Raw genomic sequence first — 25,974 nt, forward strand, 5'->3', positions numbered from 1 at the left:
CGAACATGTTCGTGCACCGTGCAGCCGGCCCCGTGCCGGCCCCTTAATGCACCTCGGCGGCGGGAAGAACTCCTCCTTCCAGCCGCCGAAGACGATCCCCGAGGGGTCCGTTGCCCTCACCCTAGTACTTTCTTCACGCCGAGTTAAGACCTTCGTCAGGTGCCGTCCCCGGTGCCGTCACTGCGGCCACCACCACCGCGCCCACCGGGCGGACTCCCGCCTGTTCGAGGGCATGCCACGTGGCCGCGAGGGTGGAGCCCGTGGTCATGACGTCGTCGAACACCACCACGTTGCGTCCGGGATCCCGGTGGGCTCCCGCGGCGAAGCGCCTGGTGGTCTGGAACCGGTCCCGTCCACGATGGCGCCGCTGCCGCGATCCGGTGCCTGCGTGACTGCTGCGGGGGCGGAGGGCGGCCACGAGGGGCCTCCTCCGGTGCGCCAGCCATCCGGAGGCCACCTGCCAGCCGGGTGGCAATGCGCCGGTCAGCAGTTCCTCCACCGGGTCATAGCCCCGGCTGCGGAATCCGGATGCACTGGCCGGGACCGGCACGAGTGTGAAGGGGCCCTGTGCCTGCAGCAAGCGCGGAGCGGCGGCCAGCGCCCGGTGGACGGCCGGACGCAGGTAGCCGGCCACGGACGTCCGGCCGTGGTCTTTGAACGCCAGGATCGCTCGCGAGGCCTCCGCCCCGTAGCGCGCGGCGGCCACGACGGGCACTGGGTGCAGGGACGGTTCCGTCCCGCCCGGGGGCATCGGTGGGTCTCCGTCACCAGAAGGGGCCGCGGGCGCGATCACGCCGCCGGGTGACCTGGCCGGCGGGAGCCGAGATGAGATCCGAGGAGGCCAGACGGGGTAGAGCGGCAGGGCGGCTGCGTCCTGTTCCGCCCGGAAGGGGTGGAGCAGTCCAGCCACCAGTCCCGGGGCGCATTCCGGGCACACCGTGCCATCCTGCCGTCCGCAGAGGACGCAGAGGCTGGGCATCAGCAGCCCCGCCAGCTCGCGTCCCGACCGGCCCAGTGCACGCGCCGCCGGGGCATGGACGAGCCGGTCCAGTCCCATGGCACATCCAGAAGGGAGCCTCATGATCCCAGTCTGCTCCTCGCGTCCGGTGCCGGGGACACCGATGGGGCCCGCTGTGGATGACACGCCCGGGTGGGTCCCGGTCCAGTCGGGAGGAACTCCGGGCACGGTGTAATAGGGGCAGGCCGGGCCGGACGATCGAGTCAGCCGGGGAAGGCCATGTCGTGGGCCACGGCGCCGGCCTGGGACCGCCACGTGGATCCGGCCAGGGTGTGCACCGCTTCGGCCGTCTCCGCATAGATCGGATTGTCACCGGGTCCGGTGGAGAAACCGGTCATGCCCAGCAGCGGCCGCAGCGTGTCGAGCGAGCCGTCCAGTCCGACGAGCTGCGCCTCCACCGAGGACGTGCTGCTGGTGGCGGCCACCAGCAGCTTCTGGTCGGAGACCCAGTTGACGTCGCTGACGGGCACCGTGGGCTCCAACCGGACCGGGGGGCCGAGTCCACGGGGAACGCCCTCCGAATCGCGGATGACGCCGGAGAGGTAGAGGTGGGACGATTCCCCCTCCCCGGCCACGATGGCCGCCCGGGTGCCATCGCGGGAGATGCGCAAGGCCTGGACGGTGCGGTCGCCGAGCCATTCTGCACTGATCTCCAGGGGTGCCTCGTCCTGGCCGGAGGTCTGCAGGGCCATGATGCGGGTGCCGTTGGCATGGTCCACGGTCCAGGTCCACCCGGACGAGTCGAAGCTCGGCCGCGTCAGGTTCTCCCCCTCCAGCTCCAGTTCCTGGGATCCGTCCGTACCGGCGGAGACCATCTGCGTCCTGTCCCCGTTCAGGACGGCGAATCGGGTGCCGTCCAGGCTCATGGCCGGGTCCACCGGCCCGCCGTCGATGTCCAGCTGCAGACCACCCACGGGGACCGTGGCGTCGCCTTCGAAATAGACGAGTTCTCCGTTGGCCACGGCGACCTGCGTGGAGCCCACCCCGGGATTGATCTGGGCCGGTTCGAAGTTGTCCGCCACCGATCCCAGGTCGAGCGGGTTCAGATCCACGGACATCTCCACACTGGAGACGTTGTTCAGCCCGTCCAGTGTCAGTTCAAGCTGTTGCTGCATCCGCTGCCGCATCAACGGGTCGGCGCTCTCGACCGTCTGCCGCGTGAGGTCGACCTTGGCGGAACCGGCGTCGACCGGTACGGAGGGACGCGACAACTCCGAACCAGCCTGAAAGGCCGTCCGGACGGCGCCATCCAAGTATGGGGCGGGTCCGTCCAGCAGGGCGCCGACGATGTCCGCCGCCGAACCCGACCGGTTGAGGAACCACCGCAGGTCCGGAACGGCATAGGCATAGGACTGGTCGTAGAAGTACAGCTCATGTGAGGCGAAGAGGGCACGGAACTGGGCGGATTCCAGCATCGTGCCGCCCGGTGCCTGCGCGATCCTCCACTGGCCGTCCTCCTGGGTCAGGGCGAAGCCCACGGCCTCGGAGGTGTTGGCCGGCATCCGGTTCATGATGCCGCGCTCATCCACCACCGAGTCCACCTCGATCTGAACCTCGTACTGGTTGTCCTGGGCCGACGGGACCACGGTGGGTGTCTCGTTGTAGACCAGGGTCCGGGCCTCGGGGTTCCACGCCTCGGCGGCCTCCTCCGTCAGGAATTCGCGGGCAGTGGCGTAGTCGTCCTGGGTGCCGGTCCCGGCGGTGAGGAAGCCGCGGATGATGTCCTCCGGGCTGGCATCCTCCGCCGGGCCCGCCGGAGTGAAGGAGTAGTTCACCTGGTTCTCGGCACCCGGCAGGGGGTCCGAGGTGCCGACCGGGCCGCTCTGGGGCAGGTGGGCACAGCCGCTCAGCAGGAGCAGTCCGGCGAGGAGTGCGGCACAGAGCACGGCCATCGTGCCTCGGGTGCGGGCCGGACGACGGTGGTCCATGATGTGCTGGGGATCCGTCATCAGGATTCATCCTCCGGCTGCGGGGTCTCCGGGCGTGGCTGGTACAACGACTGCTCATGGATCCGGTCCGGCATCGCCTCGCCATTGAGCTGCGCTGGTTCCGGGTTCTCCAGCTCCATCGGCAGCCGGCGTTGGGACTCGGTGTAGACGGGAGGCAGGTCCAGAGGCGCACTGTCCGCAACCGTGCCGCCGCTGCGACGCGGGATGGTCAGCCGGAAGGCCGAACCGTCTCCCGGCGCACCCCAGGCATCCAGGCGCCCGTTGTGCAGCCGGGTGTCCTCCGTGGCGATGGACAGGCCCAACCCGGAGCCGCCCGTGGTGCGGGCCCGAGCCGGATCCGCTCGCCAGAACCGGTCGAAGACGCGAGAGGCCTGCTCCTCGGACATGCCGATCCCGTGGTCACGGACCACCACTGCCACCGTGTCCTCCCCGGCACCGACGATCACGTCGACGGGACGGCCCTCGCCGTGCTCGATCGCGTTGTTGACGAGGTTGCGGATGATGCGCTCGATGCGGCGTGGATCGACGTCAGCGGTCACCTCCGTGTCCATCGGGACGACGAAGACGGCCGTGTTGGCCTTGTGGGCCAGCGGCTGTGCCGTGAGGACGACGTCCGTCGCCAGGTGCAGGATGTCCGTCTCCTCCGGGGCCATCGTGGCCGCGCCGGCGTCAAAGCGGGTGATCTCGAGCAGGTCGGCGAGCAGGGCATGGAATCGCTCGACCTGGTGGTAGAGCAACTCGGTCGAGCGGCGGTTGATGGCGTCGAACTCCTCCCGGGAGTCATAGAGGACCTCCGCCGCCATCCGCACCGTGGTCAGGGGCGTCCGCAGTTCGTGCGAGACATCCGAGACGAACCGCTGCTGCATCTGTGAGAGTTCCGCCAACTGGGTGATCTGATCCTGGATGTTGTCCGCCATCCGGTTGAAGGACGAGCCGAGCCGGGCCATCTCGTCCTCACCGTGGACGGGCATGCGCACGGTCAGGTCGCCCGAGGACAGGGACTCCGCGGTGGAGGCCGCCTGGCCCACTGGACGGACCACGGACCGGGTGACGTAGACGGCGATGAGGGAGTTCATCATCACCAGCATGGCCCCGGCGACCACGAGGACCCGCATGAGGTAGTCCAAGGTGTCCTGCACGCTCGAGAGGTCGTACACCATGTAGAGCGCATAGATGTTGCCCGGAGGCAGGGTCACCTGCGTGCCGAAGGCCAGTCCGGGGCTCGTCCCGCCGTCCTCGGCCGGGAGGCTGATGGACTGCCAATAGGTGCCGTTGTCCTCTTGGACCGCCTGTGACAACTCGTCAGGGATGACCTCCGTCGACAGCCCGGAACTGGACTTGGGTCCCACGAAGAGGTTCTGGGCCTGCTCCAGCGGGACCAGGAGCATATCCCGCACCACCGTGGCACCGGTGTCCCCGGCCAGCTGGTTCAGCGTGTTGGTGACCAGCAGGTCGGTCGACTCGGAATCGTTGGTGACGGCGTTGTCGAAGATGGACCGGGCCTGGTTCAGGCCGCGGTTCGATTCGGCCTCGACCTGGTCGAACCGGGACTGGAACAGGCCGGAGGTGATCTGCTGGCTCAGGAAGAGTGCCAGCACACCGGCCGCCACGAGGGTCAGCACGGCGGTGATCGCCACGGTGCGCAGCTGCAGCGACGCGGTCCAGCGGCGTCGTAGGGCCATCAGCCACCGGCCGATCACTCCACGGGTCCCGGTCCCCGCACCCGAGTCTGAGCCGACGGTGTCCGCCTGCTCGGGGGCGGTGACGGTGCCCGTGGTCAACTCAGCTCTGACCGGCCTTGTATCCGACGCCGCGGACGGTCAGGACGACCTCCGGGTTCTCCGGGTCCTTCTCGACCTTGGAACGCAGGCGCTGGACGTGCACATTCACCAGCCGGGTATCCGCTTGGTGTCGATAGCCCCAGACCTCCTCGAGGAGCATCTCCCGGGTGAAGACCTGCCACGGCTTGCGGGCCAGGGCCACGAGGAGATCGAACTCCAGGGGCGTGAGCTGGATGGCGCCATCACCGCGGGTGACCTGGTGGCCGGCCACGTCGATCGTGAGGTCGGCGATCTTCAGGGTCTCCGGGGCGCGGGTCTCACCCTCACGCAGCCGCGCGCGGACACGGGCCACCAGCTCAGCGGGCTTGAAGGGCTTGGGCACGTAGTCATCGGCGCCGGCCTCCAGGCCGCGCACCACGTCCGAGGTGTCCGACTTGGCGGTCAGCATCACGATCGGGGTGTCCGACTCGGCACGGATGACCTGACAGACCTCGATTCCATCCATGCCGGGCAACATCAGATCCAGCAACACCAGGTCAGGCCGGGTGGAACGGAACATCTCCAGGGCCTGGGATCCGTCCGCACAGAACGTCGGTTCGAAGCCGTCGTTGCGCAGCACGATGCCGATCATCTCCGACAGTGCCTCGTCATCATCGACTACGAGAATTCTGGCCTTCACCGGATTCTTCCTCCCTGACTGAAGTTCCCGCCGGATGGGTCCCACCCACCGACGCCGCCGCCCGGTGGCCCCGTGCGGGCCGGACCGAACGGCCATCCGTTCCACCTTATCCGACAAGGAGGGATGCGGCCGATATAGTCAGCCCTGCAGGTGGGCGCGCCGCACTGACATCGGTGGATCCACCCGCCGACGGCCCGAGACCGCAAGACCATCAGGGGGACCCTCCAATGAACGAGAACGAGGTCCCGGGCCAGGGCCCGGACCAGCAACCAGCCCAGCAGCCGCAGCAGTCGGACCAGCAACCAGCCCAGCAACCTCAGCAGCCGCAGCAGCCGGCCCCGCCGGCGCACCAGCCCTGGGGGCAGTCGCCCTACGGTCCGGCGGTCAGCCAGTCCCCGTATGGTCAGTCTCCCTACGGCCAGTCCCCCTACGGCGCCTACGGCCAGCCCGCGAGCCAGCAGAACCCCTACGGCGGACAGCCCGGATACGGGACGCCGTCACGGCGGCCGGGCATCATCCCGCTGACGCCCCTCGCGCTCGGCGACCTGCTCAGCGGCTCCTTCGCCGCCATCCGCCGCAATGCGGCGGCTGTCCTGGGCACCGCGCTGATCGTGGCCCTGATCGAGATCGTCGTGTCCGTCTTCGCCACCAACGTGCTCTTCGACGCCACCTACAGCATCATCCTCATGGAGGAGGGCGGCCAGGACCCCTTCCTCGGTGACCCCCTCACCAACCCGGTCTTCGGCCAATTGTTCGGATCGATCGCCCTGCTCTTCCTGGGGGCCCTGCTCGCGGCGCTGGCCGGCATCATCGCCAATGGCGTCCTGGCCGTGGTGGTCCTCCGCTCGGCCGCGGGACTCAAGACCTCATTGGGTCAGGCCTGGAAGCTGACCGGCCGTCAGATCTGGTCGCTCATGGGCCTCGCGCTCGTCTACCTGGTCGCCGGGGCCATCGTCTTCGTCCTGTTCATCGGTGTCTTCGTGGGACTCGTCATCGCGGCGGTCAGCGAGGACGGCGGCATGGCCGCCCTGATGGGCATCGTGCTGTTCGTCCTGACCGTCGCGTCGGTCGTCATCTCCGTCTGGCTCTACATCAAGCTGGTGCTCGCCGCGGCTGCCTCTGCCGTGGAGCTCAAGGGACCGTTCAAGGCCATGGGCCGCTCCTGGTCCCTGACCCGCGGCCACTGGTGGCGGACCTTGGGCATCATCCTGCTCGTGGCCGTCATCGTCGGCGTCATCGCCTCGATCATCACCACGCCGTTGTCCATGATCGGCGGTGTGTTCGCCCCCTTGGACCCGACGACCTCGATGGAGGAGATGATGGACTCCACGCGATGGTGGACCCTCCTCAGTGTGGCCGTCTCATCGCTGGTCAACGCCCTCGCCCTCGTCTACAGCTCCTGCCTGATCGCCCTGCTGTACATCGACTACCGGATCCGGCACGAGAGCTTCGACCTGGACCTGGCCGCGGCTGCCGAGCAGGCCGGAGCAGGCGACGATGAGCGCTTCAGCACCGTGCGGGATGTGCAGGCGGCGACCGGAACCGACCAGCTGGTCCCCGGCCGCCACCGCTCCGGTCCGTCCACTCCCGCTGGCGCGTCCGGCCCGGCCGGACACTGATCCGCGCTGCGCTGGCCTGAGATGACGGTGATGACCGCACCGGTGACCCCTGACGGCTGGGAGCCGGACCGGGACGAGGCTCGACGCCTGATCCAGGAGGAGCTGGCCCGGCCGGAGTACGCCCAGGCCGAGCCGAATCCGGTCCTGGAATGGCTGGGCGGGGTCCTGTCCGCCGCCCTGGAGTGGCTCGGCACCCTCGGCGGTGCCGCTCCCTCCCTGCCCGGCTGGGTCCTGCCGCTCATCCTGGTGGCCGTGGCCGTCGTCGTCCTGGTGCTGCTGCGCCCCCGCGCCAACGCCGCCGCCCGGGCCCGGCGCACCGCCGCCGTGCTCTCGGACCGGACGGTCACCCCAGAGCAGCACCGCCGGATGGCCGAGGCGGCCTTCGCGGCCGGCGACCATGGGCCGGCGCTCGTCGCCTGGTTCCGCGCCATGGTGCGGCACGCCGAGGAACGCACCGTTCTGGATCCGCGTCCCGGACGCACGGCCACCGAGGCCGCCCATGGCCTCGGCACGGCCTTTCCCACGGAACGCCAGGCCCTGGAGGCTGCCGCGGACGCCTTCAACGCCGTGGTCTACGGCGATCGCCCGACGACGGCCGCCCGGGCCACGGACGTCCGTGACCTCGACGCCCGGTTGGCCGCTATGCCGCTGGACACCACGCCGCCCGGGTCCCTGCATCGTGCCGGAGCGGCCGGGAGGATGGTGGCTCCACGATGACGACGAGCGCCACGCCGACCGCCGCCACCCAGCGATCCGACCGGACCGCCTCCCCCTCTGCGGGCTCCACCTCGCCGGCCTCAACCCCTCCGGGCCCCGCCGTTCCGGGCACCGGCCAGGCCCTGTCCCGGTGGCTGCGGAAGGCCTGGATCTGGTTCGTCCTGGCCGCCCTGCTGCTGCTCGTGGCCCTGCCCTCGATGCTGCGCCAGAACCCGGACACGCGCCAGCTCTCCCCGTCCTCGCCCGCGCCGAACGGCGGCCAGGCCGTGGTCCGCGTCCTTCAGGCCCAGGGCATCACCGTGCACCCCGCCGAGTCCCTCGAGGAGGCCCTGGCCCTGGCGGACGAGCACCCGCAAGCCCCGGTGCTGTTCCACGATGCCGCCGACCACCTTCCCGAGACCGGCCTGGACCGGCTCGCCGAGGAGGTCGCCCCGGAGCGGAGGGTGCTCGTCGAGCCCGGCTTCCAGGCTCTCGGCGCCCTCGCACCCGCAGTCTCACAGGCCGGTCAGGTGCCCGACGGCGACCCCTTGGCCTCCGGAGAGGGCTGCGGCCTGCCGATGGGCCGGGAGGCGCAGTCGATCGAGGCATCGGGCCGCGCCTACCGGAGCGCCGAGGCGCAGGCCTGCTTCCCCGTCCCCGGAACGGACTCCGGTTCCACCACGGACCCGGCCCACGCCGTCCTGGAGACGGCCGACGGCACCGTGGTGATCGGTCAGGTCGGAGTGTTCGCCAATGAGTCGGCCGACGCCGAAGGCCATCCCGTGCTCGCCCTGTGGTCCCTGGGCCGGTCCTCGGACGTGGTCTGGTACCTGCCGGGCCTGGCCGACGTGGCGATCGAGCCGGGCCCGCCGACCATGGACCAGCTGTTGCCCGACTGGGTCCGCCCGGCGGGGATCTGGCTCATCCTCTGCCTCGCAGTGCTCATGCTGTGGCGCGGGCGCCGGCACGGGCCCCTGGCCGTCGAGCCACTGCCCGTGATCGTCCCGGCCTCGGAGACCGCGGTGGGCCGGGCTCGGCTGTACGAACGCTCCGGCCAGCACGGTTCCGCGGCGCGTGCGCTGCGCTCTGCCACGCTTCTCCGGCTGTCCCGGGTGCTCCGCCTCGGCCACGGTGCCTCCGTCGAAGCCGTGGTGACAGCGGCGGCCCGCACCACCGGCCGGGACCCTCTTCAGGTGGCCGCCGTCCTCGACGTCAGCCACGTGACCACGGCCCGCGACCTCGTCTCGGCAGGGCGGGCACTCCTGGACCTCGAGGACGCCGTGCATGAGGCCCTCACCACCGACCACGCCGCAGCAGAGCAGTCATCAGACTCCGACGGAAGGACACCATGACCACCCCGTACCCCGAGCATTCACCGGCGGCCCCGACAGCTCCGACAGCCTCGGCATCACCGGCAGTCCAGTCAGCCCACCGGACCGATGACGAGTTGCGCCACGCCTTCGGCCGCGTCCGTGAGGAGGTGGCTCGCGCCGTCGTCGGGCAGCAGCCGGCGGTCACCGGACTGCTGATCGGGCTGCTGTGCAGGGGGCACGTGCTCCTGGAGGGCGTGCCGGGCGTCGCCAAGACGCTGCTGGTGCGGACGCTGTCCGCCGCCCTGGACCTCGGCACCCATCGCGTCCAGTTCACCCCGGACCTGATGCCCGGCGACGTCACCGGTTCGCTGGTGTACGACTCCCAGACCGGAGAATTCGAGTTCCGCGAGGGACCGGTGTTCACTCACCTGTTGCTGGCCGACGAGATCAACCGGACGCCGCCCAAGACACAGGCGGCCCTGCTCGAGGCCATGGCCGAGGGCCAGGTCTCCGTGGACGGGGTCTCCCGGCCGCTGCCGGACCCGTTCATGGTGGCCGCCACCCAGAATCCGGTCGAGTACGAGGGCACGTACCCCCTGCCCGAGGCCCAGCTGGACCGTTTCCTGCTCAAGGTCACCCTCGAGCTGCCCGAGAGGGCGGACGAGGTGGAGATCCTGCGCCGCCATGCCGAGGGGTTCTCCGCCTCGGACCTGGCCTCCGCCGGGGTCACCGCCGTGGCCGATGCCGCCACGATCCAGGCGGCACGGGCCGCCGTCGGGAACGTTCAGTCGGGGCCCGAAGTACTGGGCTACATCACGGACCTGGCCCGCGCGACCCGGGTCTCGCCCTCGTTCCAGCTGGGGGTCTCCCCGCGCGGGTCCACCGCCCTGCTGCAGACCGCCAAGGCGTGGGCCTGGCTCAACGGCCGGGACTACACCACCCCGGACGACGTCCAGGCGATGGCCCTGCCCTGCCTGCGGCACCGGGTGTCGCTGCGCCCGGAGGCCGAGCTGGACGGTGTCAGCACGGACCAGGTGCTCTCCGGCCTGCTCGCCACCGTTCCGGTCCCGCGCTGAGCCCCGTGACGGAACGATGCTGTGGTGATGCCGGTGATGGTGGCGGCGCTGGTGATGCCAGACATGCTGTTGAGACTGGCGGCGGGCTGAGGGTGGTGCGCTGATGGTCTTCTCCGGCCGTTTCCTCGTGGTGGCGCTGGTGTGTCTGCTGCCGGTGGTGCTGCGCCCCGGGCTGGACACGATCGGCTGGTGCCTGCTCGCGCTGGCCCTGGTATCCGGCGTCGACCTCGCGCTGGCCGCCTCCCCCCGGTCGCTGGTGCTCGAGCGCGAGTTGCCCGCCTCCAGCCGTCTCGATGAGCCGGTGGCCAATGCGGTGCTGGTGTCCAACCGGGACCGGCGCCGGCTGCGCGGCTCGCTCCGGGATGCCTGGCAGCCCTCGGCGGGTCAGGTGTCCCCCTCCGATCGCCCGGATGCGGCGGTGGCGCTGGACGTACCCGCCGGTGAACGACGCCGGATGGTCACCACCCTGTTGCCGCGCCGCCGGGGGACGCTGCGCACCGCCTCGGTCACCGTGCGCTCCTGGGGACCGTTGGGCCTCGCGGCCCGGCAGGTGACGCATCCGGTCCCCGGTCAGATCAGCATCCTTCCGCCGTTCCACTCGCGCCGGCATCTGCCCTCCCGGCTGGCCCGACTGCGCGAGATGGACGGGCGTTCCGCCGTGCAGACCAGGGGCGGCGGCACCGAGTTCGACTCCCTGCGCGACTACGTGCGGGGGGACGACGTCCGCTCCATCGACTGGCGCGCCACCGCCCGGCGCCAGGACGTGGTGGTGCGGACCTGGCGCCCCGAACGGGACCGCCGGGTGGTGATCGTGCTGGACACCTCCCGCACGGCCGCGGCCCGGGTGGACGACGAGCCGAAGCTGGACACCGGGATCGAGGCCTCCCTGCTGCTGGCCGCCCTGGCGTCCGCCGGCGGCGACCGCGTGGAGCTGCTGGCCTTCGACCGCCGCGTCCGGTCCCGGGTCTCCTCCACGGAGAAGGGCAACCTGCTGCACCGGATGGTCACGGCGCTGGCGCCGGTTCAGCCGACCCTGCTGGCCGCGGACTGGTCCCACATCCCGGTGGAGGTCGCCAAGGTCTCGCGTCAGCGCTCCCTCGTGGTGTTGCTGACCGACCTGGACTCCGCGTCCCTGCAGGAGGGGCTGCTCCCCGTGCTGCCGGCCCTCACCTCGCGGCACCAGGTGGTGGTCGCCTCGGTGGCTGATCCCCAGCTGGCGGAGATGGCGCGCACCCGCAACGACGCCGAGACCACCTTCCGTGCGGCCGCCGCCGAACGCGCGGGGCTGGAACGGCGGGCCGCCGCGCGCGAGCTGGAGATGCACGGCGTCGAGGTGGTCGACGAGGCACCCCACCGCCTGCCGCCGGCCCTGGCGGACACGTACCTGCGACTCAAGGCCGCCGGCCGCCTCTGACCCCTGAGACACCGACGTTTTCAGTCGACTTGGGGTGGGTCATTCGGTTCAACACCCACCCCAACTCGACTGAGAGTCAAGAAGGTGAGTGGATGGGCGCCGGCTAGCCCAGGCCGCCGTCCTGACGGATCCGGTCGAGTTCCTCCGCCGTGGCCACGGCGGAGGCCAGTGTCTGGTTGGCCCTGAGGTGAGTGGCCGCGGACTGGTCCGGTGCGGCCAGGACCAGCCGTCCGAGCAGGTCCGGGTCCAGACCGATCCGCTCCCAGGTCCGGGCGATCCTGACCCCGGTGCCCCGGTACGGGTGTCCGTTGCCGGCTGCGGGTTGGGGTTTCACGGCCTTCGTCGACTGTGATGCCTGCGATGTCTGCGATGTCTGCACGGACGGGAGACGGAACACGATGTCCCTGCCCGCCTCGGTCCAGCCCGCGACGATGTCCCAACGTGAACTGTCCGACCCCGGACCCTCGAGGGGGACCAGGGGAAGCGCCAGGGCGACCGTCCTCTGTTCCTCATCCGGCACTTGCGTGGAAGACAGAAGCGCTTCCGAGGCCAGCAGTGCCAGGTCTGCCCAGGCCCACTCCTCCCCGGCGCCCGCGCGATCGGGGGCCAGGACGATCCCGGTGGCGCCGGCGTCGAGCACAGCCTGGGCGACCAGGGTCCAGGCTTCCCGGACCTCGGAGCGGGGCAGGGAGCGGACGGTACGGTAGCCGCTGGCGGTGGGCAGCGCACCGGAGAGGACGGCGGCGGCGCGGGGCTCGTCCAGCACGACGGTCAACCGTCCGGCACCCGACTGGGACCGGATCGCCCGGACGTGTGCGGCGAGGCCGGCGGCCAGCGACTGGGCCACGTCCCGGCGGGCCCCGTGGTCCGAGAGGGAGCGTTCGCCTCCGGGCAGCCACAGCTCGGCGGCCAGCGTCAGCGGACCGCTGACCCGGACGAGCAGGTCCTCCACGTCGATACCGGACTCCCCGGCGACGTCCGTCAGGGCGTGGCTATCCGTGGTCAGGGCCGAGACCGCCCGGCGGTGGTCCATCCCGGGTTCGGGAACGAGCCTCCAGCCGTGGGGCTGCAGGTCGACGGCGAGCTCCTCCAGAAGCGCGGCGGTGCGGCCGATGGCATCCGACCCGGGGCCCCGGGCGGGCAACTCGGGCAGCACGGGCAGGTGCGGGGCACCCAGGGAGTTGAGGAGGTCACGGGACGCGGATACCGGGTCAGTCCCGGTCCAGGCCCCGAGCAGGGTGGCGCGAACGGCAGGCATCAGGCGCGGTCGGCGGCGATGGCGCGGTGGTGCTGGATGACCTCGGAGACGATGAAGTTCAGGAACTTCTCGGCGAACGCCGGGTCCAGCTCCGCGTCCTCGGCCAGGGTGCGCAGGCGTTTGATCTGCGCAGCCTCACGGCCCGGGTCCGAGGGTGGCAGGGAGTGTTCGGCCTTGAGCCGGCCGACCCGCTGGGTGCACTTGAAGCGTTCAGCCAGCAGGTAGACCAGGGTGGCATCGAAGTTGTCGATGCTGCCGCGGATCGCATACAGCTCCTCCAGCACCGCCGGATCGGCCTCGCCCTGGAGCGATGAGGCGTGCGGGTCGTATCCGGAGGCCGGGTTCTGGCCGGTCTCGGCGGCCGGGTCATCAGTCATCCCCCTAGCCTACGGTCGTGCGGCACTCAATCCGGCGACGTGACTGCTCCCCCGGGCCCTGAACCGATCAACCGGAGCACCCCAATGCCGGCGGGCGGGGCTTCAGGCCACCCGTGCGGCATTGAAGGCCGCGTCGATCGTCGACTGGCCCAGCACGCGTGTGCCCTGGTACAGCACGGCCGTCTGGCCGGGTGCGACCCCCGCGAGTGGTTCGAAGAGCTCGATGACCCAGGTGCCGGCGTCGTGGGCCTGAGGCGCAGCGTCCGCGCGGCCGGGGCGCTCCACCCGGGCACGGGCGGGCACGGGGTCCCCGTGCGCCCGCACCTGCAGGTGACAGTCGAACCACTCACCGGTCGCCTCCTCGGCCAGAGGCGCCCCGGCCCACGAGGGGCGGATGCCCGTGACGCGGTCCACGGCGAGCATCTCCTTGGACCCGACGACGACGGTGTTGTCCTTGGGACGGACCTCGAGGACGAAGCGGGGCCGCCCGTCCGGGGCGGGACGGCCGATGCTCAGCCCCTTGCGCTGGCCCACGGTGAAGGCCTGCGCGCCGGGGTGGGAGCCGAGGCGGTTGCCCTCCGTGTCCAGGATGTCCCCCTCGGTCATCTCGATGCGCTCGTTCAGCCATCCCCGGGTGTCCCCGTCCGGGATGAAGCAGATGTCATGGGAGTCCGGCTTGGCGGCCACCGAGAGTCCGCGCTCGGCGGCCTCCGCCCGGACCAGGTCCTTGGACGGGGTCTCGGCGAGCGGGAACATGGAGTGCTCGAGCTGTTCGGCGGTGAGCACGCCGAGGACGTAGGACTGGTCCTTGGCCCAGTCGGCGGCGCGGTGCAGTTCGAGGCTGCCGGACCCGTTGCGGAGGACGGTCGCGTAGTGACCGGTGCACACGGCATCGAAGCCCAGGGCGAGTGCCTTCTCCAGGAGCGCCGCGAACTTGATCCGCTCGTTGCAGCGCATGCACGGGTTCGGGGTGCGGCCCGCGGCATACTCGGCCACGAAGTCGTCCACCACGTCCTCCTTGAACCGCTCGGAGAAGTCCCACGTGTAGAAGGGGATGCCCAGCTTCTCGCAGGCCCGCCAGGCGTCACGGGAGTCCTCGATGGTGCAGCAGCCTCGGGAGCCGGTGCGCAGGGTTCCGGGCATGCGGGACAGGGCGAGGTGCACCCCGACCACCTCGTGGCCGGCGTCCACGGCGCGGGCGGCGGCAACGGCGGAGTCGACTCCCCCGCTCATGGCGGCGAGGACCTTCATGTTCGTGGTTTCCCTTCGGTGTACTGCTGTCTGCGGTGATCTGCGGTGGTTCCCGTCAGCGCTGGCTGTTCGCGGTCTTGATCCTGGAGTCATGCCCGGACAGCCCGGCACGCAGGGCCGAGGCATGGACGTCCGGCAACACGGACAACACCTGCTCAACGTCGGCGGGTCCCGATGTATGCCCGAGGCTGAATCGCTGCACACACCGGGCCAGCTCCTCCTCGGTGCCCAGCGCGAGCAGCACGTGCGAGGGGCGGGGCACCCCGGCCGAACAGGCCGAACCGGTGGAGGCCTCCACGCCGACCATGTCCAGGCCGAACAGGATGGAGTCACCCTCGCACCCCGGGAAGACGAAGTGGACGTTGCCCGGCAGACGGCGGGTGCCGGCCGGCAGCCTCTCCCCGGTGAGCGGATCGAGGTCCTCCGCGCCCGTCAGCCGCGCCTCGGGCACCAGCTCACGGATCCCGTCGATCAGCCGGTTCCGCAGGCCACCGATGCGTTCCCGCTCGGCGGGCAGGTGGGCGTGGGCCTCGGTGGCGGCGGCGGCGAAGGCCTCGATGAGGGCGGCCGGGATGGTCCCGGAGCGGATGTCACGCTCCTGTCCGCCGCCGTGGAGCACCGGCGTGAGCGCTGCATCCCGCCGCACCAGCAGAGCACCGACGCCGACCGGCGCGCCGATCTTGTGACCGGTCACCGCCATCGTGGTGGCGCCGGAGGCCTGGAAGTCGAGGGGCACGGCGCCGAACGCCTGAACGGCGTCGGTGTGGAAGGGCACCCCGTGTTCCGCCGCCAGGGCGGCGACCTCGGCGATCGGCTGGATGGTGCCGATCTCATTGTTGGCCCACATCAGCGTGGACACGGCGATGGTCTCGGGGTCCCGGGCCAGTGCGGCCCGCCAGGCGTCCAGGTCCACCCGCCCGTCCGCGTGGACCGGGACGAAGTCCAGCCTGGCCCCCTCATGGGTCTCCAGCCACGTGGCCGCGTCCAGGACTGCGTGGTGTTCCAGTCCCGTGAGCACGATGCGATGACACTCCGGTGCCCCCGCCGCGCGGGCGCGGTCCCGGCGTGCCCAGTACAGCCCCTTGAGCGCCAGGTTGTCCGACTCGGTGCCTCCGGAGGTGAAGACGACCTCGCTGGGGTGGGCGCCCAGCGTGGCCGCGAGCGCATCCCGCGCCGTCTCGACCCGGAGCTTGGCCCCGCGGCCGGACTGGTGCAGCGAGGACTGGTTCCCGAGCGTCCGGGCGCTGGCCGTGAACGCCTCCAGCGCCACCGGGCGGAGTGCCGTGGTGGCGGCGTGATCGAGGTAGACGCGGGCCCCGGAGGCGGAAGTGGTCATGCACTCCAGTGTAGGAGTCAGGGGCGGCGACCATCATCCAGCAGGGCCAATTTGCCGCGCTCCACCGTGACTGTGGCCGGCAACATCCCCAATGGTTCACCGTCCCCATGCAGGACCGGAGCAGCGCTCCTCGACGGCTGGCCGCGCGGAACCGGATCCTCCACCGCGGTCATCTTTTCGATCCGCACCGAGCTCGCCTCCCGGATCTCCACCTCCGGCAGGTCCGTGTGGCGTCCGGCGAAGACCCTCGGGAAGACCCGCAGGAAACGCACCGGGCTCAGGGGCGTCACGCGGAAGACCTCCAGCACGCCGTCGTCGATCCGCGTTCCGGGGGTGACCTCCATGCCGCCCCCGATGAACCGGCCGTTCATCACGGCCAGAAGGAAGGTGGATCCGTTCAGGACCGGGCCGTCCTGACTACACCGGCCGTCCCACCTATCCACTTCATCCGGTCCGTCCCCTTCATCCGGTCCGTCGAGTCTGATCCTCAGGTCCACGGGCCGGTACCGGAGCAGCTCCAGGAGCACCGCGACCACGTACCGCAGACTGCCACGCGGCCAGCGCATCCGGTTGGCGGTGGCATTCACCGCGGCGTCGAACGCGACGTTCACGCCGGACACCACATACCGGCGCACGTGCTCCGGCGGCGCACCCGACTCGGCACGGTCGTCCACGGTCCCGGTGAAGTCCGGCCCCGCTGGCATCGCTGCCGGCAGCGGTGCCAGGTCCACCCTGACCAGGTCGATGCAGCGCGGCGGCCGGTCCAGGCCGGAGAGGACCCGGTCGACGGCGCCCGCCACCCCGCAGTCCGCCAGCCCCAGCGCCCGGGCCAGGTCGTTTCCGGTCCCGGCCGGGACCAGCCCCACCGGCATCCCGGTACCCGCCAGCACGTTCGCCGTGGCGTGCAGCATCCCGTCCCCGCCTACCACCACGATGGCGGCCGGTGCCGCCTGCTCAGTCCGCGCCAGTCGCGCGGCAAGAGCCTCGGAGTAGCGCCGGACGGGCGGTGTCCCGTCATCGCCCGGTACCGCCAGGATCTCGACGTCGGCCCCGCCGCTGCGCAGGCGGGCGGCGGCTTCGGCCCCCGCGTCGGCACCCCGGCCGGCCCCGGAGGCGGGATTGATGCACAGCAGGAGGCGGTGACGGCTCATGCGCTGGGGTCCCGGTGGTTGACGGTGTCCGCGAACGCGGTGAGGTCCGTCTCCGTCCGAACCACGGCGGCCTCCAGCCCGGGGTGAGTGCAGATGGCCCGGATCAGCTCGGTGGAGCCGGCCACCAGGGTGGAGTCGAAATCGATCTCACTGGCGAGCGTCCAGGCCCGGTCCCGCGGCCAGGCGAGGTTGGGTGACTGCTCCTCCGTGGCCTCCGCCGCCGGCAACAGCGGGTGGGCGGCCCGCTCCCAGAGGGGGTGGCGCAGTCGCGTGCCGTCGTCGGCCAGCAGCAGGTACTCCCGGAATCCGCCGCCGACCTCCAGCAGCCCGGAGCCACGGCGGATGGCTCGGGTGGTCCTCGGGCCGAAGGCCGGAGGCATCTGGACGGAGGACGCCCTCCCGCCGGTGGCCTCCAGCACGCCCGGGCCGAACCGAGAACTTCCACCATCCATCCAGCCGCGGCCGGGCCACAGACCCAGCACCAGGTCCTGCGGTGTCTCGGTGTGTTCCAGGAGCACCTCCGCCAGTGTTGCCATGGCGCGTGAGGACAGCTGGCCCTGTTCCGGCGGGCCGTACTCCAGATGTGCCTCCCGGGTGGAGGGCACGGAGTCGTTCCCGCCCGCCCGGGCCAGGTCCGCCCACTGCGCACCAGCGTGGAACACGGTGCCACGGTCCGCGGCGACCTGGCTCCAGGTCGTGGTGCCGTAGGCATGGAGCGTCCGGTCCCCCGACCAGGATCCCTCCCGGAAGTCCGCATGGTCCTCCGGCACCAGGCCCAACTCGCGCAGGCGGGCGGCGGCACCCTCATCCCAATCCCGGTGGTGCCACGGCACCGGGTGGCAGATCCGCGCGATGGCCTCGTACGGCACAGGGTTCCCCACCGGGACGACCGTGGCGACGTATCCGTTCCAGGACTCGGCGCCCAGCTCCTCGGTCCCGGCTTCCAACATGGCGGCCACCCAGGCGCCCTCGGCCGGATCGAGGACGGGGAGTTCGGGTGCATCGGGACGGGGGTGTGGTCTGCGGTGCATGTTCCTCATCGTGCCACCCCGGAATCGGCCTCAGGTCCTTTCGTGACCGCCGGTTTCCCCGGGCACCACCGGTATCCTGCCAGAATGGCACGGACGGTTCTCTGCACCGGACCGCGCCGCAACCAGCCACGGAGGAGAACGCCGCCCATGCCCATGGTCGAGCCGGAGTTCAGACACCCGGTCCAGCGCTTCGCGCACCGCACCGTGGACTTCCGCTCGCGCATCCTGCTCATGGCCGTCGTCAACCGCACCCCGGACTCCTTCTACGACGACGGCGCGACCTTCACTCTGGACGCCGCGGTCGGTGCCGCCCGGCAGGCGGCCGAGGACGGCGCGGACTGGGTCGACGTCGGTGGGGTCCCCTTCTCCCCCGGACCGGAGCTGCCCCCGGCCGAGGAAGCCGACCGCGTGGTGCCGGTGATCGCCGCCCTGCGGTCCGGCGGCGGTCCCGCCGCCACCGCGATCCTCTCCGCCGACACCTTCCAGCCGCTGGTGGCCGAACGAGCCATCGGTGCCGGGGCCGACGTCGTGAATGACACCACCGGGCTGTTCCATCACGATCTCGGCCGGGTGGTGGCCGCCGGCGGCGCCCACCTGGTGATCACCCACTCCCTCGCCACACCGCGCACCCCGGTGCCGTCGCCCCACTACGACGATGTCGTGGCCGAGATCCGCGAGTACCTGCTGCGGCGGATCGATCTGGCCCTCTCCCTCGGTGTCCCGGAGGAGAAGATCATCGTGGACCCGGGCCACGACCTGAACAAGAACACCCGGCACTCCCTGGAGGTCACCCGGCGCTTCGACGCCTTCGCCACCCTCGGATTCCCGGCCCTGGCCGCGGTGTCCAACAAGGATTTCATCGGCGAGACCCTGGACCAGCACAAGTCGGCACGGCTGGCCGGGTCCCTGGCGGCGGCCCAGGTCTGCGTCCTGAACGGCGCCCGCGTGCTGCGCATGCACCAGGTCAGGCCATCCATCTCGGCGATCCGGATGACCGAGGCCATCATGGGCTGGCGCGAGCCGCACCGCCTGGAGCACAACATGCACGCACTCAACCGGGAAGCCGACCGCTCTGGGGGCCCCGGGGATGCCGCCCACTGGGACGGACTGGAACCGGCCTCCCCCGTGACCGAAGGAGTCAATCCATGAGAGCACTCGTCCACCCCTACGCCTCTGGCCTGGCCAGTCCGATGCTCACCGCGGACCTGACCGACGACGACCTGGTGGCGTTCTACGCCCCGCCCGGCCAGGACCAGCGCCGCGGGGACCTCTCGCGGGACGGACTGTGGGTGCGCTTCAACTTCGTGTCCTCCGCCGACGGCGCGGCCACCGTCCACGGGCGCTCCGACGGTCTCGGCACGCCGGCCGACCAGCGGCTCTTCGCCCTGCTCCGCCGGCCTGCGGACGTCATCCTCGTGGGGGCGGGGACCGTTCGCGCCGAGGGCTACGGCGGCGACCTGGTCTCCGCGGAGGATCGGGCCTGGCGCGAGGCGCGCGGGCTGCCCTCCCACCCTGCGGTCGCCCTGGTCTCCGGATCCCTCGAACTGGACCCGGAGAGCACCTTCTTCACCACGGCACCGGTCCGGCCCCTGCTCCTCACCACCACCGGGGCCGACGCCGGCCGGCGGGCCGCGCTCGGCGAGGTCGCCGACGTCGTGGACTGCGGGACGGATCAGGCGGAGCCGGCCCGGATCCGCGCTGTGCTGGCCGAACGCGGCCATCGGCTCGTGCACTCGGAGGGCGGGCCCACGCTGCTCGGAGCCTTCACGGCCGCCGGGTTGGCCGATGAGTTGTGCCTGTCCCTCTCGCCGCTGCTCGCCGGTGGTGCGGGCGGCCGGATCATCGGGGACGCGGACCTGGCCAGCCCCTCCGGAATGGACCTGGTGGGCCTGCTCGAGGAGGACGGGGCGTTGTTCCTGCGGTACCGGGTGACGGCACCGTGACTCCCGCCGATTTCGGTGGCCGCTCGGCGTACGAGGTCCTCAGCGTCCCCTTCGACGCGGACACCGCCACCCTCAAGTCCGCCTGGCGGCGCGCGGCCCGCCGCACCCATCCGGACTACGGCGGGGACGCAGCAGAGTTCCGTCTGGTCAGCTACGCCTGGGAACTGGTCGGCACCCCTGAGTCCCGGCGCGAGTACGATCGCGGCTTCAGCGCCGGAGGCGGGTCGTCGCACGGCCGGCCCGGGTCCACCGTTCCACCGCGATCCGGCGCGGGAACGCGGACAGCCGGGCCGGCGTCGGGCCCCGCCTTCTCCACCCGGTCCGGGCGCGGCCGATCCACGAGCAGGGGCAGTGAAGGTGACCGCAATGGTGCCGGGACCATCACCTATGTGCCGCCGCTGGAAGATGAGATGGTGCTGGACCTGGCCCGCAGCTCCCAGCAGATCCACGGGGCACCCCGCAAGCGCGGCATCCTGCCGGCCGGCCACCGGCTCGTGCGCGAGGCCCGCACCATCCGCACGCTGCAGAACCACGTGCTCGGATCGCTGCCGGCCAGCCGCCTCGTGACCGGCCTGCACCTGACCTTCGGACGGCTCAACTCGGGGGCCATTGATCACGTGGTGCTGTGCGGGGACCGGCTGGCGGTGATCGGATCGATGCAGGTCCCCGAAGGGGTCTACCGGTGGGACGGGGCGGAGATGTGGCGCGGTGACCGGCGCCTCTCACCGCCGTCCCTGGCCCCGGCGATGGTCGCCCTCCAGCGGGCCTTTCCGGACTGCAGTGTCGGGGGGTTCATCCTGGTCCTCGGCCCCGACGAGAATCCGCACGCCCCCGTCATCCAACTGGAGCGCACCCGCTCGGTGCTGGACTCCGATGCGGGGTTCCTCACGGACCCGCCGGCCAACGCGCTGCAGTTCAGCCGCGACGTGAAGATGTTCCTCGGCACCGGCCCGCTGTCCGGCACCGTGGACCGCCGGCTCCTGGCCCGGCTGCTCGGCGCGATGTACTGAGCCGTCGAGTACGCGGCCCCACTACTATGGCCGGGTGCCTTCCGACTTCCCCGATCCCGTCCTCCGCCGGACCTCGACGCCTGACGCTGTTCCGACCAACCCGCACCTCGAGGCCCCGAGGGACCCGGCCCCCGGCACCCCGGGGTTCAGAATCCTCTTGCACTCCCCCGAGATTCCGGGCAACACCGGCAACGTGATCCGACTGGCGGCCATCACCGGGGCCGAGCTCCACCTGGTGGAACCGGTTGGCTTCGACTTCTCCGACGCCAAGCTCCGCCGCGCCGGCCTGGACTACCACGACCTTGCCGTGATGACCGTGCACCCGGACCTGGACGCTGCGCTGGAGGCCCTGTTGCCGGCCCGGGTCTTCGCCTTCACGTCCGGTGGCGAACGCCTGTTCACGGACCTCGACTACGGTCCCGGTGACGTCCTGATGTTCGGCCGCGAGTCCACGGGCCTGCCGGACGAGGTCCTGAGCGATCCTCGGGTCACCACCCGCGTGCGGCTGCCGATGCAGCCCTCCCGGCGGTCCCTGAACCTGGCCAACTCCGCCTCGATCGCGGTCTATGAGGCCTGGCGCCAGCACGGTTTCGCCGGCTCCGCCTGAGGCTTGAGCCACCACCCCCGCACGGTTTCCCTGCTGGCCTTCGCTGGTTCCCGCGGATCCCTGCTGATCCCTGCGGATTCGTGCTGGTTCGTGCTGATCCCTGCATTGCAGACCGGTCACGGTCCGCGTGGCATCAAGGCGGTGTGGGTCGGCGTTCCTATGCTTGAAGCACCATGAAGAAGAACGCTCCCGGTCTCCCCGATCGCCCGACCGCCCCGGAAGACGAGGCTGTCCCGGCGGCGACCTCGGCGTCGTCGCCCGCGGCGACGGACCTCGGCCTCCCCGGCCTCGATGACCTGCTGCGACTGGCCGGCGAGGGCGACCAGGCGTCCTTCTCGGCGTTCTACGATGCCACCGCCCCCTGGGTCTACGGGCTGGCGTCCTCCATCTTCGCCTCCGAGGCCGACGCCGACGAGGCCACGGTGCTGACCTATGTCCGGGTCTGGGACGCCGCCCCGCACGAGCGGTTCGACGATGACTCCGTCCGCGCCCGCCACCGCTCGGTCCTGTGCTGGCTCGAGGTCCTGGCGCACGAGACCATGACGCGGTTGTTGCGCGAGGATTCCCTGCCGGAGTACGGTGCGGGGCTGCTGCCGGACGGCGCCGGCGCTGCCGAGGGCGGCCACCGCCAGCCCACGACGGTGCTGTCCGTGCTGACCCCGGCCCAGTTCCAGGCGCTGGACCTGGCCTGGGCCGGGGGCCGGACCTACCGCCAGGTGGCGGAGGAACTCGGCATCGCCGTGCCCACCGTGAAGTCCCGGCTGCGGGACGCCGTCCAGCGCGTCTCCAAGCGCTATCAGGAGAAGTTTCTCGGGCGGTCCGGTGAGGACGATCCGGTGCTGCACCGTGCAGTCACCCCGGAGATCGCTGCCCGCACCGGCACCACGCGCAACTTCACCCTGAACCTGAGCCAGGACCTGGAGAACGGCCTGGCCAAGGAGTGGGCCGACCTGGTGGCCCTCGATGCCGTGGCCGGTCCCGAACGCGAGGAGCTGGACCGCTTCCTGTCCCGCCAGGGCCCCGAGTTCACGACCTTGTGGCGTGCCCGGATCGAGGGAGCCCGCCGCACCGTCACGTGGGCGTTCCGCGGACTGGCGCACGAACCGCCTTCGGAACTGCTCGACGAGCTGCTGCACCGGCTGCCGGCGCAGGACGTCGGCATGGGACTCGTGGACGGACTGGGACCCTCCGAGTCACCGGACCATGGGGGGACGGGCAAGCGCCCTGTGAAGAAGTGGATGCTCGTGGTCGCCGGGCTGCTGATCCTGGTCCTGGGCGTCTGGACCATCGTGCGGCTGATCGTGGGGCCGGACATCGTCTCGGCGGTGGACCGCGCCGAGGATTCCTTCACCACCCGGCAGGTCTCGCTCACGGACGGCGGTTCCATGCAGGGGCATATCTCCAAGGACCAGGACCTCGCGTATGTGACCTTCGCCGGCATGCCGTCCCCGGGCGAGGGCAACGTGTTCCAGTTGTGGCTGTTCCCCACCGACGGCTCGGCCCCCCACAGCCTGGGCACCCACACGCTCGAAGACCTCCAGGACCCGGTCACCTTCCGCGGCGTCGAACGGTTCCGCGAACTGGTGGTCACCATCGAGCCGGAAGGCGGCTCGGAGACCCCGACGTCGGCCTCGCTGGGCAACGTCGACCTCGTCCACCAGGTGACCCAGGGGCCGATCTACGGCGGTCACCCGAACAGCACCCCGGCGCCGTCCGAGGAGGGCGACGAGGGCTGACGAGGGCGACGAGGGCTACCCCTCGCCTAGAACCCGCTGATCGTGGTGGGGTCGTTGACGCTGACCAGCTGGAAGGTCTCCACGAACCGGCGGTGACCGTCGGCCGAGACGGCAGTGGTGGTCGAGGCGGGGTGATCCGGCACGGACACGGTCTCGGCAGGGACGCTCGAGTCCCCCGTTCCGGCAGCGGCAGGTGGGTCCGCTGCGGCGACCCAGTCCCGGTGCAGCTGCTCCATGCCGTTCAGGACGAAGGCCTCCATCGCTGCCACGTCCGGGTGCTGCGAGGCATGGAAGCGCAGGGCGGCGAGCTTGTCCTGTTCGAACCCGGTCACGTCCACGGCGAGGTTGGACCGGGCCGCGGGGTGGCAGTACACCACGAGCCACTTCAGGTGGAATGCCTCCAGCCCCCGCGCGGCCAGTTCCGGATAGGCGAAGGGGTTCTCCACCGCCGGGTAGCTCGCGCGGACGACCGCCTCACCGGCGGCGAGGTGGTCCGGATGGGACCGCTGCAGGCGGTCCCAGTCCCGTTCGGGGGACATGGTGAACACGGCGTCCGGCCGGTGGCGGCGCATCGCCTCCACCACCTTGGCCATCACGGTGTGCGAGGGTTCCAGGTAGCCGTCCCGCTCCCCCAGGTACTCCACGTCCCGCACGCCCAGATGGGCAGCGGCCTCCCGTTGTTCCCGGTGCCGTCGCTCCGTCATGGTGTGCTGGTTCTCGGCCTCGAAGCCGCCCGCGTCCCCGTCCGTCATGACCACATAGGTCACCTCGACGCCGGCCCGCGTCAGCCCGGCGACCGTCGCGGCGGCTCCGAAGTCGAGGTCGTCCGGGTGGGCACCGAAGGCCAGGACCCTCTTCCATCCGTGGTCGGCAGCCAGTTCGGCGGGCGTCTTGAGAGGCATCGTCTGCGGCGTCATGTCCTCCATGGTGCCTGCTGTCGCTAGCCCTGATCCGCATCCGAGACGAACGTGACCTCTGCGGACTGCTCTTCGCCGTCCCTGGTGAAGTGCACCGTGGCCGTTCCGCCCTCGGGATACTCACGCACCACGGCGGTCAGCGACTCGCTGTCCGCGACGGACCGGTCTCCGACGCCGGTGATGACGTCACCCTCCTCGATCCCGGCTTCGGCGGCCGGCGTGTCCGGAACCACCTCGACCACGCGGGCTCCGGCGCTGAATCCGCCGGAGGCCAGGGCATTCTGCTCACGGGTGCTGGCGCCGCTGGCCTCGGCCTCCGGCTCGGACCCGGCCGGGGTGGCGGGCTGGGGCGTCACGGAGACGCCGAGGAAGCCGTGGGTGGCCTCTCCGTTCTCGATGATGTCCTGAGCCACGCGCTGGGCATAGTCGACGGGGATGGAGAAGCCCACGCCGATGTTGCCGGAGGAGTCCGAGCCGGAGGACCCCGCAGCGGAGGCGATCGCCACGTTGACGCCGATCAGCCGGCCCTGGGCGTCCACGAGCGCGCCACCCGAGTTGCCGGGGTTGATGGCGGCGTCGGTCTGGATGACATTGATGTAGATCGATCCCTGGGCTTGCTGCTGCTCGGGGGCGGGGAAACCGGGGATCTCGAACTCGGGAGCGTCCTGGCTGCCGCCCTCCCCGCTGTCCTCCGGCACGGCCGAGGAGGACACGGAGATCGTGCGGTTCAGCTTGGAGACGATCCCATCCGTGACGGTGCCGGAGAGTCCCAGGGGGGCACCGATGGCGATGGCGGAATCGCCCACGTTCAACTCGGAGGACTGCCCCGTCTCGATGGGTGTGAGCCCCTCGGCCTCGATCTTGACGACGGCGAGGTCGGACTCCGGGTCCGTCCCGACGATGCTGGCCGTGTGCACGGCCCCATCGGCGGTCTGGACGGTGATGTCGGCGTCTCCGGCCTGGCCACCCAGCGTCACCACGTGGGTGTTGGTGAGGATGTGCCCCTCGTTGTCGAGGATGACACCAGAACCTGACCCGGAGGCCTGACCAGCCGAGACGGAGAGGGTGACCACGGACGGGGCCGCCTTGGCAGCCGCGGCCGTGACGGCGGTGGCATCCTCCGAACGGTTGATGTCCAGGCCGTGGCCCTGTTCCTGGACGGAGCCCGTGCCGGCCGAGCCGGTGTTGTCATCCGTGGCCGCGTTGACCCCGACGGCCACGCCGCCACCGGCCAGCCCGGCCACCAACATGCCGGCGACGAGGGCACCGACGCCGACGGTGCGGCGCTTCCTCGCAGGGCCGGCGTCGTGATGATGTGCCTGGTGGGAAGGGTCCGAGACGGGTGCGCCCGGTTCCGGCGCATCCATGGCCGGCTCCGCGGCAGCGGTGCGGGGCAGGGATTGGGTCTCGTTCCAGCGGGGGTAGGGCTCTCTGCTGGCTGAGAGCGGCTCGGACGATCGGGCGGACGTCGGCGGGGTCTCAGGACGCGGCGGGACGGAAGGCGTCTCCCCGTGCTGTCCGCCGGTACCCTCGGTGCCGTTGTGGTCCGCTTCGTTCATGATCGTGGTCCTTTCCTGCCGGCTCACCCGCTGTGGGAGGTCCGTCGTCGTGATCGGTCTGGCCGCTCGGGCCGCACCGCACCGTCTATCCTGCCGCTTCATCCTGTCTACGGGGATTATGTTCGCTGGACGAAACCTGAACGCACGCTCGACGGTTCGCCGACGGCGCACATGTCTTCATGGCGAACGTCCGGACTCGCCCCATAGACTTCAGTCAGCAGCCACCATCCCACGTGTACCCCTGAAGGGTGAT

22 protein-coding genes are annotated in these 25,974 nt (G+C 71.1%); 10 read left to right on the forward strand and 12 right to left on the reverse strand.

Annotation, left to right across the window (positions count from 1 at the left end):
* Window positions 1-133: 133 nt before the first annotated feature.
* From IEX49_RS07685 to mtrA, 4 genes are all read right to left on the reverse strand, one after another.
* Entirely contained in the window at window positions 134-1,081 is a 948-nt protein-coding gene (locus tag IEX49_RS07685) for a ComF family protein (RefSeq protein ID WP_229672397.1), read from the reverse strand.
* Window positions 1,082-1,221: 140 nt separating this feature from the next.
* Window positions 1,222-2,967 carry an LpqB family beta-propeller domain-containing protein gene (locus IEX49_RS07690; protein WP_188805596.1) on the reverse strand — a complete coding sequence of 582 codons (1,746 nt, stop codon included), beginning with the start codon at window positions 2,965-2,967 and terminating at the stop codon, window positions 1,222-1,224.
* Window positions 2,967-4,748, reverse strand: coding sequence for an MtrAB system histidine kinase MtrB (mtrB, locus tag IEX49_RS07695; RefSeq protein ID WP_229672399.1), 1,782 nt, complete (start codon window positions 4,746-4,748; stop codon window positions 2,967-2,969). The genes IEX49_RS07690 and mtrB overlap by 1 nt, the downstream gene beginning before the upstream one ends.
* Window position 4,749: 1 nt before the next feature.
* Entirely contained in the window at window positions 4,750-5,427 is a 678-nt protein-coding gene (gene mtrA, locus IEX49_RS07700; RefSeq protein ID WP_159551566.1) for an MtrAB system response regulator MtrA, read from the reverse strand.
* A 227-nt stretch (window positions 5,428-5,654) separates the two neighbouring features.
* On the opposite strand from mtrA, the gene IEX49_RS07705 reads away from it, so the two are divergent.
* The 5 genes from IEX49_RS07705 to IEX49_RS07725 all read left to right on the forward strand — a co-directional run bounded on the left by IEX49_RS07705 (window position 5,655) and on the right by IEX49_RS07725 (window position 11,545).
* On the forward strand, window positions 5,655-7,046 hold the full coding sequence (locus IEX49_RS07705; protein WP_188805598.1) for a DUF7847 domain-containing protein: 1,392 nt from the start codon (window positions 5,655-5,657) through the stop codon (window positions 7,044-7,046).
* Between the two features lie 30 nt (window positions 7,047-7,076).
* On the forward strand, window positions 7,077-7,763 hold the full coding sequence (locus IEX49_RS07710) for a DUF4129 domain-containing protein (RefSeq protein WP_188805599.1): 687 nt from the start codon (window positions 7,077-7,079) through the stop codon (window positions 7,761-7,763).
* On the forward strand, window positions 7,760-9,094 hold the full coding sequence (locus tag IEX49_RS07715) for a DUF4350 domain-containing protein (RefSeq protein ID WP_188805600.1): 1,335 nt from the start codon (window positions 7,760-7,762) through the stop codon (window positions 9,092-9,094). The genes IEX49_RS07710 and IEX49_RS07715 overlap by 4 nt, the downstream gene beginning before the upstream one ends.
* The gene (locus IEX49_RS07720) at window positions 9,091-10,131 is read left to right on the forward strand and encodes an AAA family ATPase (protein ID WP_188805601.1); all 1,041 of its coding nucleotides are present in this window, start codon (window positions 9,091-9,093) and stop codon (window positions 10,129-10,131) included. The genes IEX49_RS07715 and IEX49_RS07720 overlap by 4 nt, the downstream gene beginning before the upstream one ends.
* A gap of 103 nt (window positions 10,132-10,234) precedes the next feature.
* Window positions 10,235-11,545, forward strand: a complete 1,311-nt coding sequence (locus tag IEX49_RS07725) for a DUF58 domain-containing protein (RefSeq protein ID WP_188805602.1) — start codon at window positions 10,235-10,237, stop codon at window positions 11,543-11,545.
* 103 nt (window positions 11,546-11,648) lie between these two features.
* On the opposite strand, the gene IEX49_RS07730 is transcribed toward IEX49_RS07725, so the two are convergent.
* From IEX49_RS07730 to IEX49_RS07755, 6 genes are all read right to left on the reverse strand, one after another.
* Window positions 11,649-12,803, reverse strand: a complete 1,155-nt coding sequence (locus tag IEX49_RS07730) for a uroporphyrinogen decarboxylase/cobalamine-independent methonine synthase family protein (protein WP_188805603.1) — start codon at window positions 12,801-12,803, stop codon at window positions 11,649-11,651.
* On the reverse strand, window positions 12,803-13,180 hold the full coding sequence (locus IEX49_RS07735; protein ID WP_188805604.1) for a chorismate mutase: 378 nt from the start codon (window positions 13,178-13,180) through the stop codon (window positions 12,803-12,805). The genes IEX49_RS07730 and IEX49_RS07735 overlap by 1 nt, the downstream gene beginning before the upstream one ends.
* A 102-nt stretch (window positions 13,181-13,282) precedes the next feature.
* A complete protein-coding gene (mnmA, locus tag IEX49_RS07740; protein ID WP_188805605.1) occupies window positions 13,283-14,431 on the reverse strand; it encodes a tRNA 2-thiouridine(34) synthase MnmA in 1,149 nt (382 codons plus the stop codon).
* A 55-nt stretch (window positions 14,432-14,486) separates the two neighbouring features.
* Complete coding sequence (locus IEX49_RS07745; RefSeq protein ID WP_188805606.1) at window positions 14,487-15,767, reverse strand: cysteine desulfurase family protein; 1,281 nt, start codon at window positions 15,765-15,767, stop codon at window positions 14,487-14,489.
* A 17-nt stretch (window positions 15,768-15,784) separates the two neighbouring features.
* The gene (locus tag IEX49_RS07750) at window positions 15,785-16,918 is read right to left on the reverse strand and encodes a diacylglycerol/lipid kinase family protein (protein WP_188805607.1); all 1,134 of its coding nucleotides are present in this window, start codon (window positions 16,916-16,918) and stop codon (window positions 15,785-15,787) included.
* Window positions 16,915-17,949, reverse strand: a complete 1,035-nt coding sequence (locus tag IEX49_RS07755; protein WP_188805608.1) for a hypothetical protein — start codon at window positions 17,947-17,949, stop codon at window positions 16,915-16,917. The genes IEX49_RS07750 and IEX49_RS07755 overlap by 4 nt, the downstream gene beginning before the upstream one ends.
* Window positions 17,950-18,096: 147 nt before the next feature.
* Between IEX49_RS07755 and folP the strand changes: the two genes are divergently transcribed.
* From folP to IEX49_RS07780, 5 genes are all read left to right on the forward strand, one after another.
* Window positions 18,097-19,098 (forward strand): dihydropteroate synthase, encoded by a 1,002-nt coding sequence (folP, locus tag IEX49_RS07760; RefSeq protein WP_188805609.1) that lies wholly within the window; start codon window positions 18,097-18,099, stop codon window positions 19,096-19,098.
* Window positions 19,095-19,892: a pyrimidine reductase family protein gene (locus IEX49_RS07765; protein ID WP_229672400.1), complete on the forward strand. Its 798-nt coding sequence runs from the start codon at window positions 19,095-19,097 to the stop codon at window positions 19,890-19,892. The genes folP and IEX49_RS07765 overlap by 4 nt, the downstream gene beginning before the upstream one ends.
* Window positions 19,889-20,902, forward strand: a complete 1,014-nt coding sequence (locus tag IEX49_RS07770) for a J domain-containing protein (protein WP_188805610.1) — start codon at window positions 19,889-19,891, stop codon at window positions 20,900-20,902. The genes IEX49_RS07765 and IEX49_RS07770 overlap by 4 nt, the downstream gene beginning before the upstream one ends.
* A gap of 151 nt (window positions 20,903-21,053) precedes the next feature.
* The gene (locus IEX49_RS07775) at window positions 21,054-21,509 is read left to right on the forward strand and encodes a tRNA (cytidine(34)-2'-O)-methyltransferase (protein WP_229672468.1); all 456 of its coding nucleotides are present in this window, start codon (window positions 21,054-21,056) and stop codon (window positions 21,507-21,509) included.
* Between the two features lie 173 nt (window positions 21,510-21,682).
* Window positions 21,683-23,245, forward strand: a complete 1,563-nt coding sequence (locus IEX49_RS07780) for an anti-sigma factor domain-containing protein (RefSeq protein WP_188805612.1) — start codon at window positions 21,683-21,685, stop codon at window positions 23,243-23,245.
* 26 nt (window positions 23,246-23,271) lie between these two features.
* Here IEX49_RS07780 and IEX49_RS07785 read toward each other — a convergent pair whose 3' ends face one another.
* Together IEX49_RS07785 and IEX49_RS07790 are read right to left on the reverse strand one after the other, a co-directional pair.
* On the reverse strand, window positions 23,272-24,162 hold the full coding sequence (locus IEX49_RS07785; protein ID WP_229672401.1) for a PIG-L deacetylase family protein: 891 nt from the start codon (window positions 24,160-24,162) through the stop codon (window positions 23,272-23,274).
* Between the two features lie 23 nt (window positions 24,163-24,185).
* Window positions 24,186-25,721 (reverse strand): S1C family serine protease, encoded by a 1,536-nt coding sequence (locus IEX49_RS07790; protein ID WP_188805613.1) that lies wholly within the window; start codon window positions 25,719-25,721, stop codon window positions 24,186-24,188.
* Window positions 25,722-25,974: the final 253 nt, after the last annotated feature.

It is taken from the genome of Citricoccus zhacaiensis (assembly GCF_014645315.1).
Classification (GTDB): Bacteria; Actinomycetota; Actinomycetes; order Actinomycetales; family Micrococcaceae; genus Citricoccus; species Citricoccus zhacaiensis.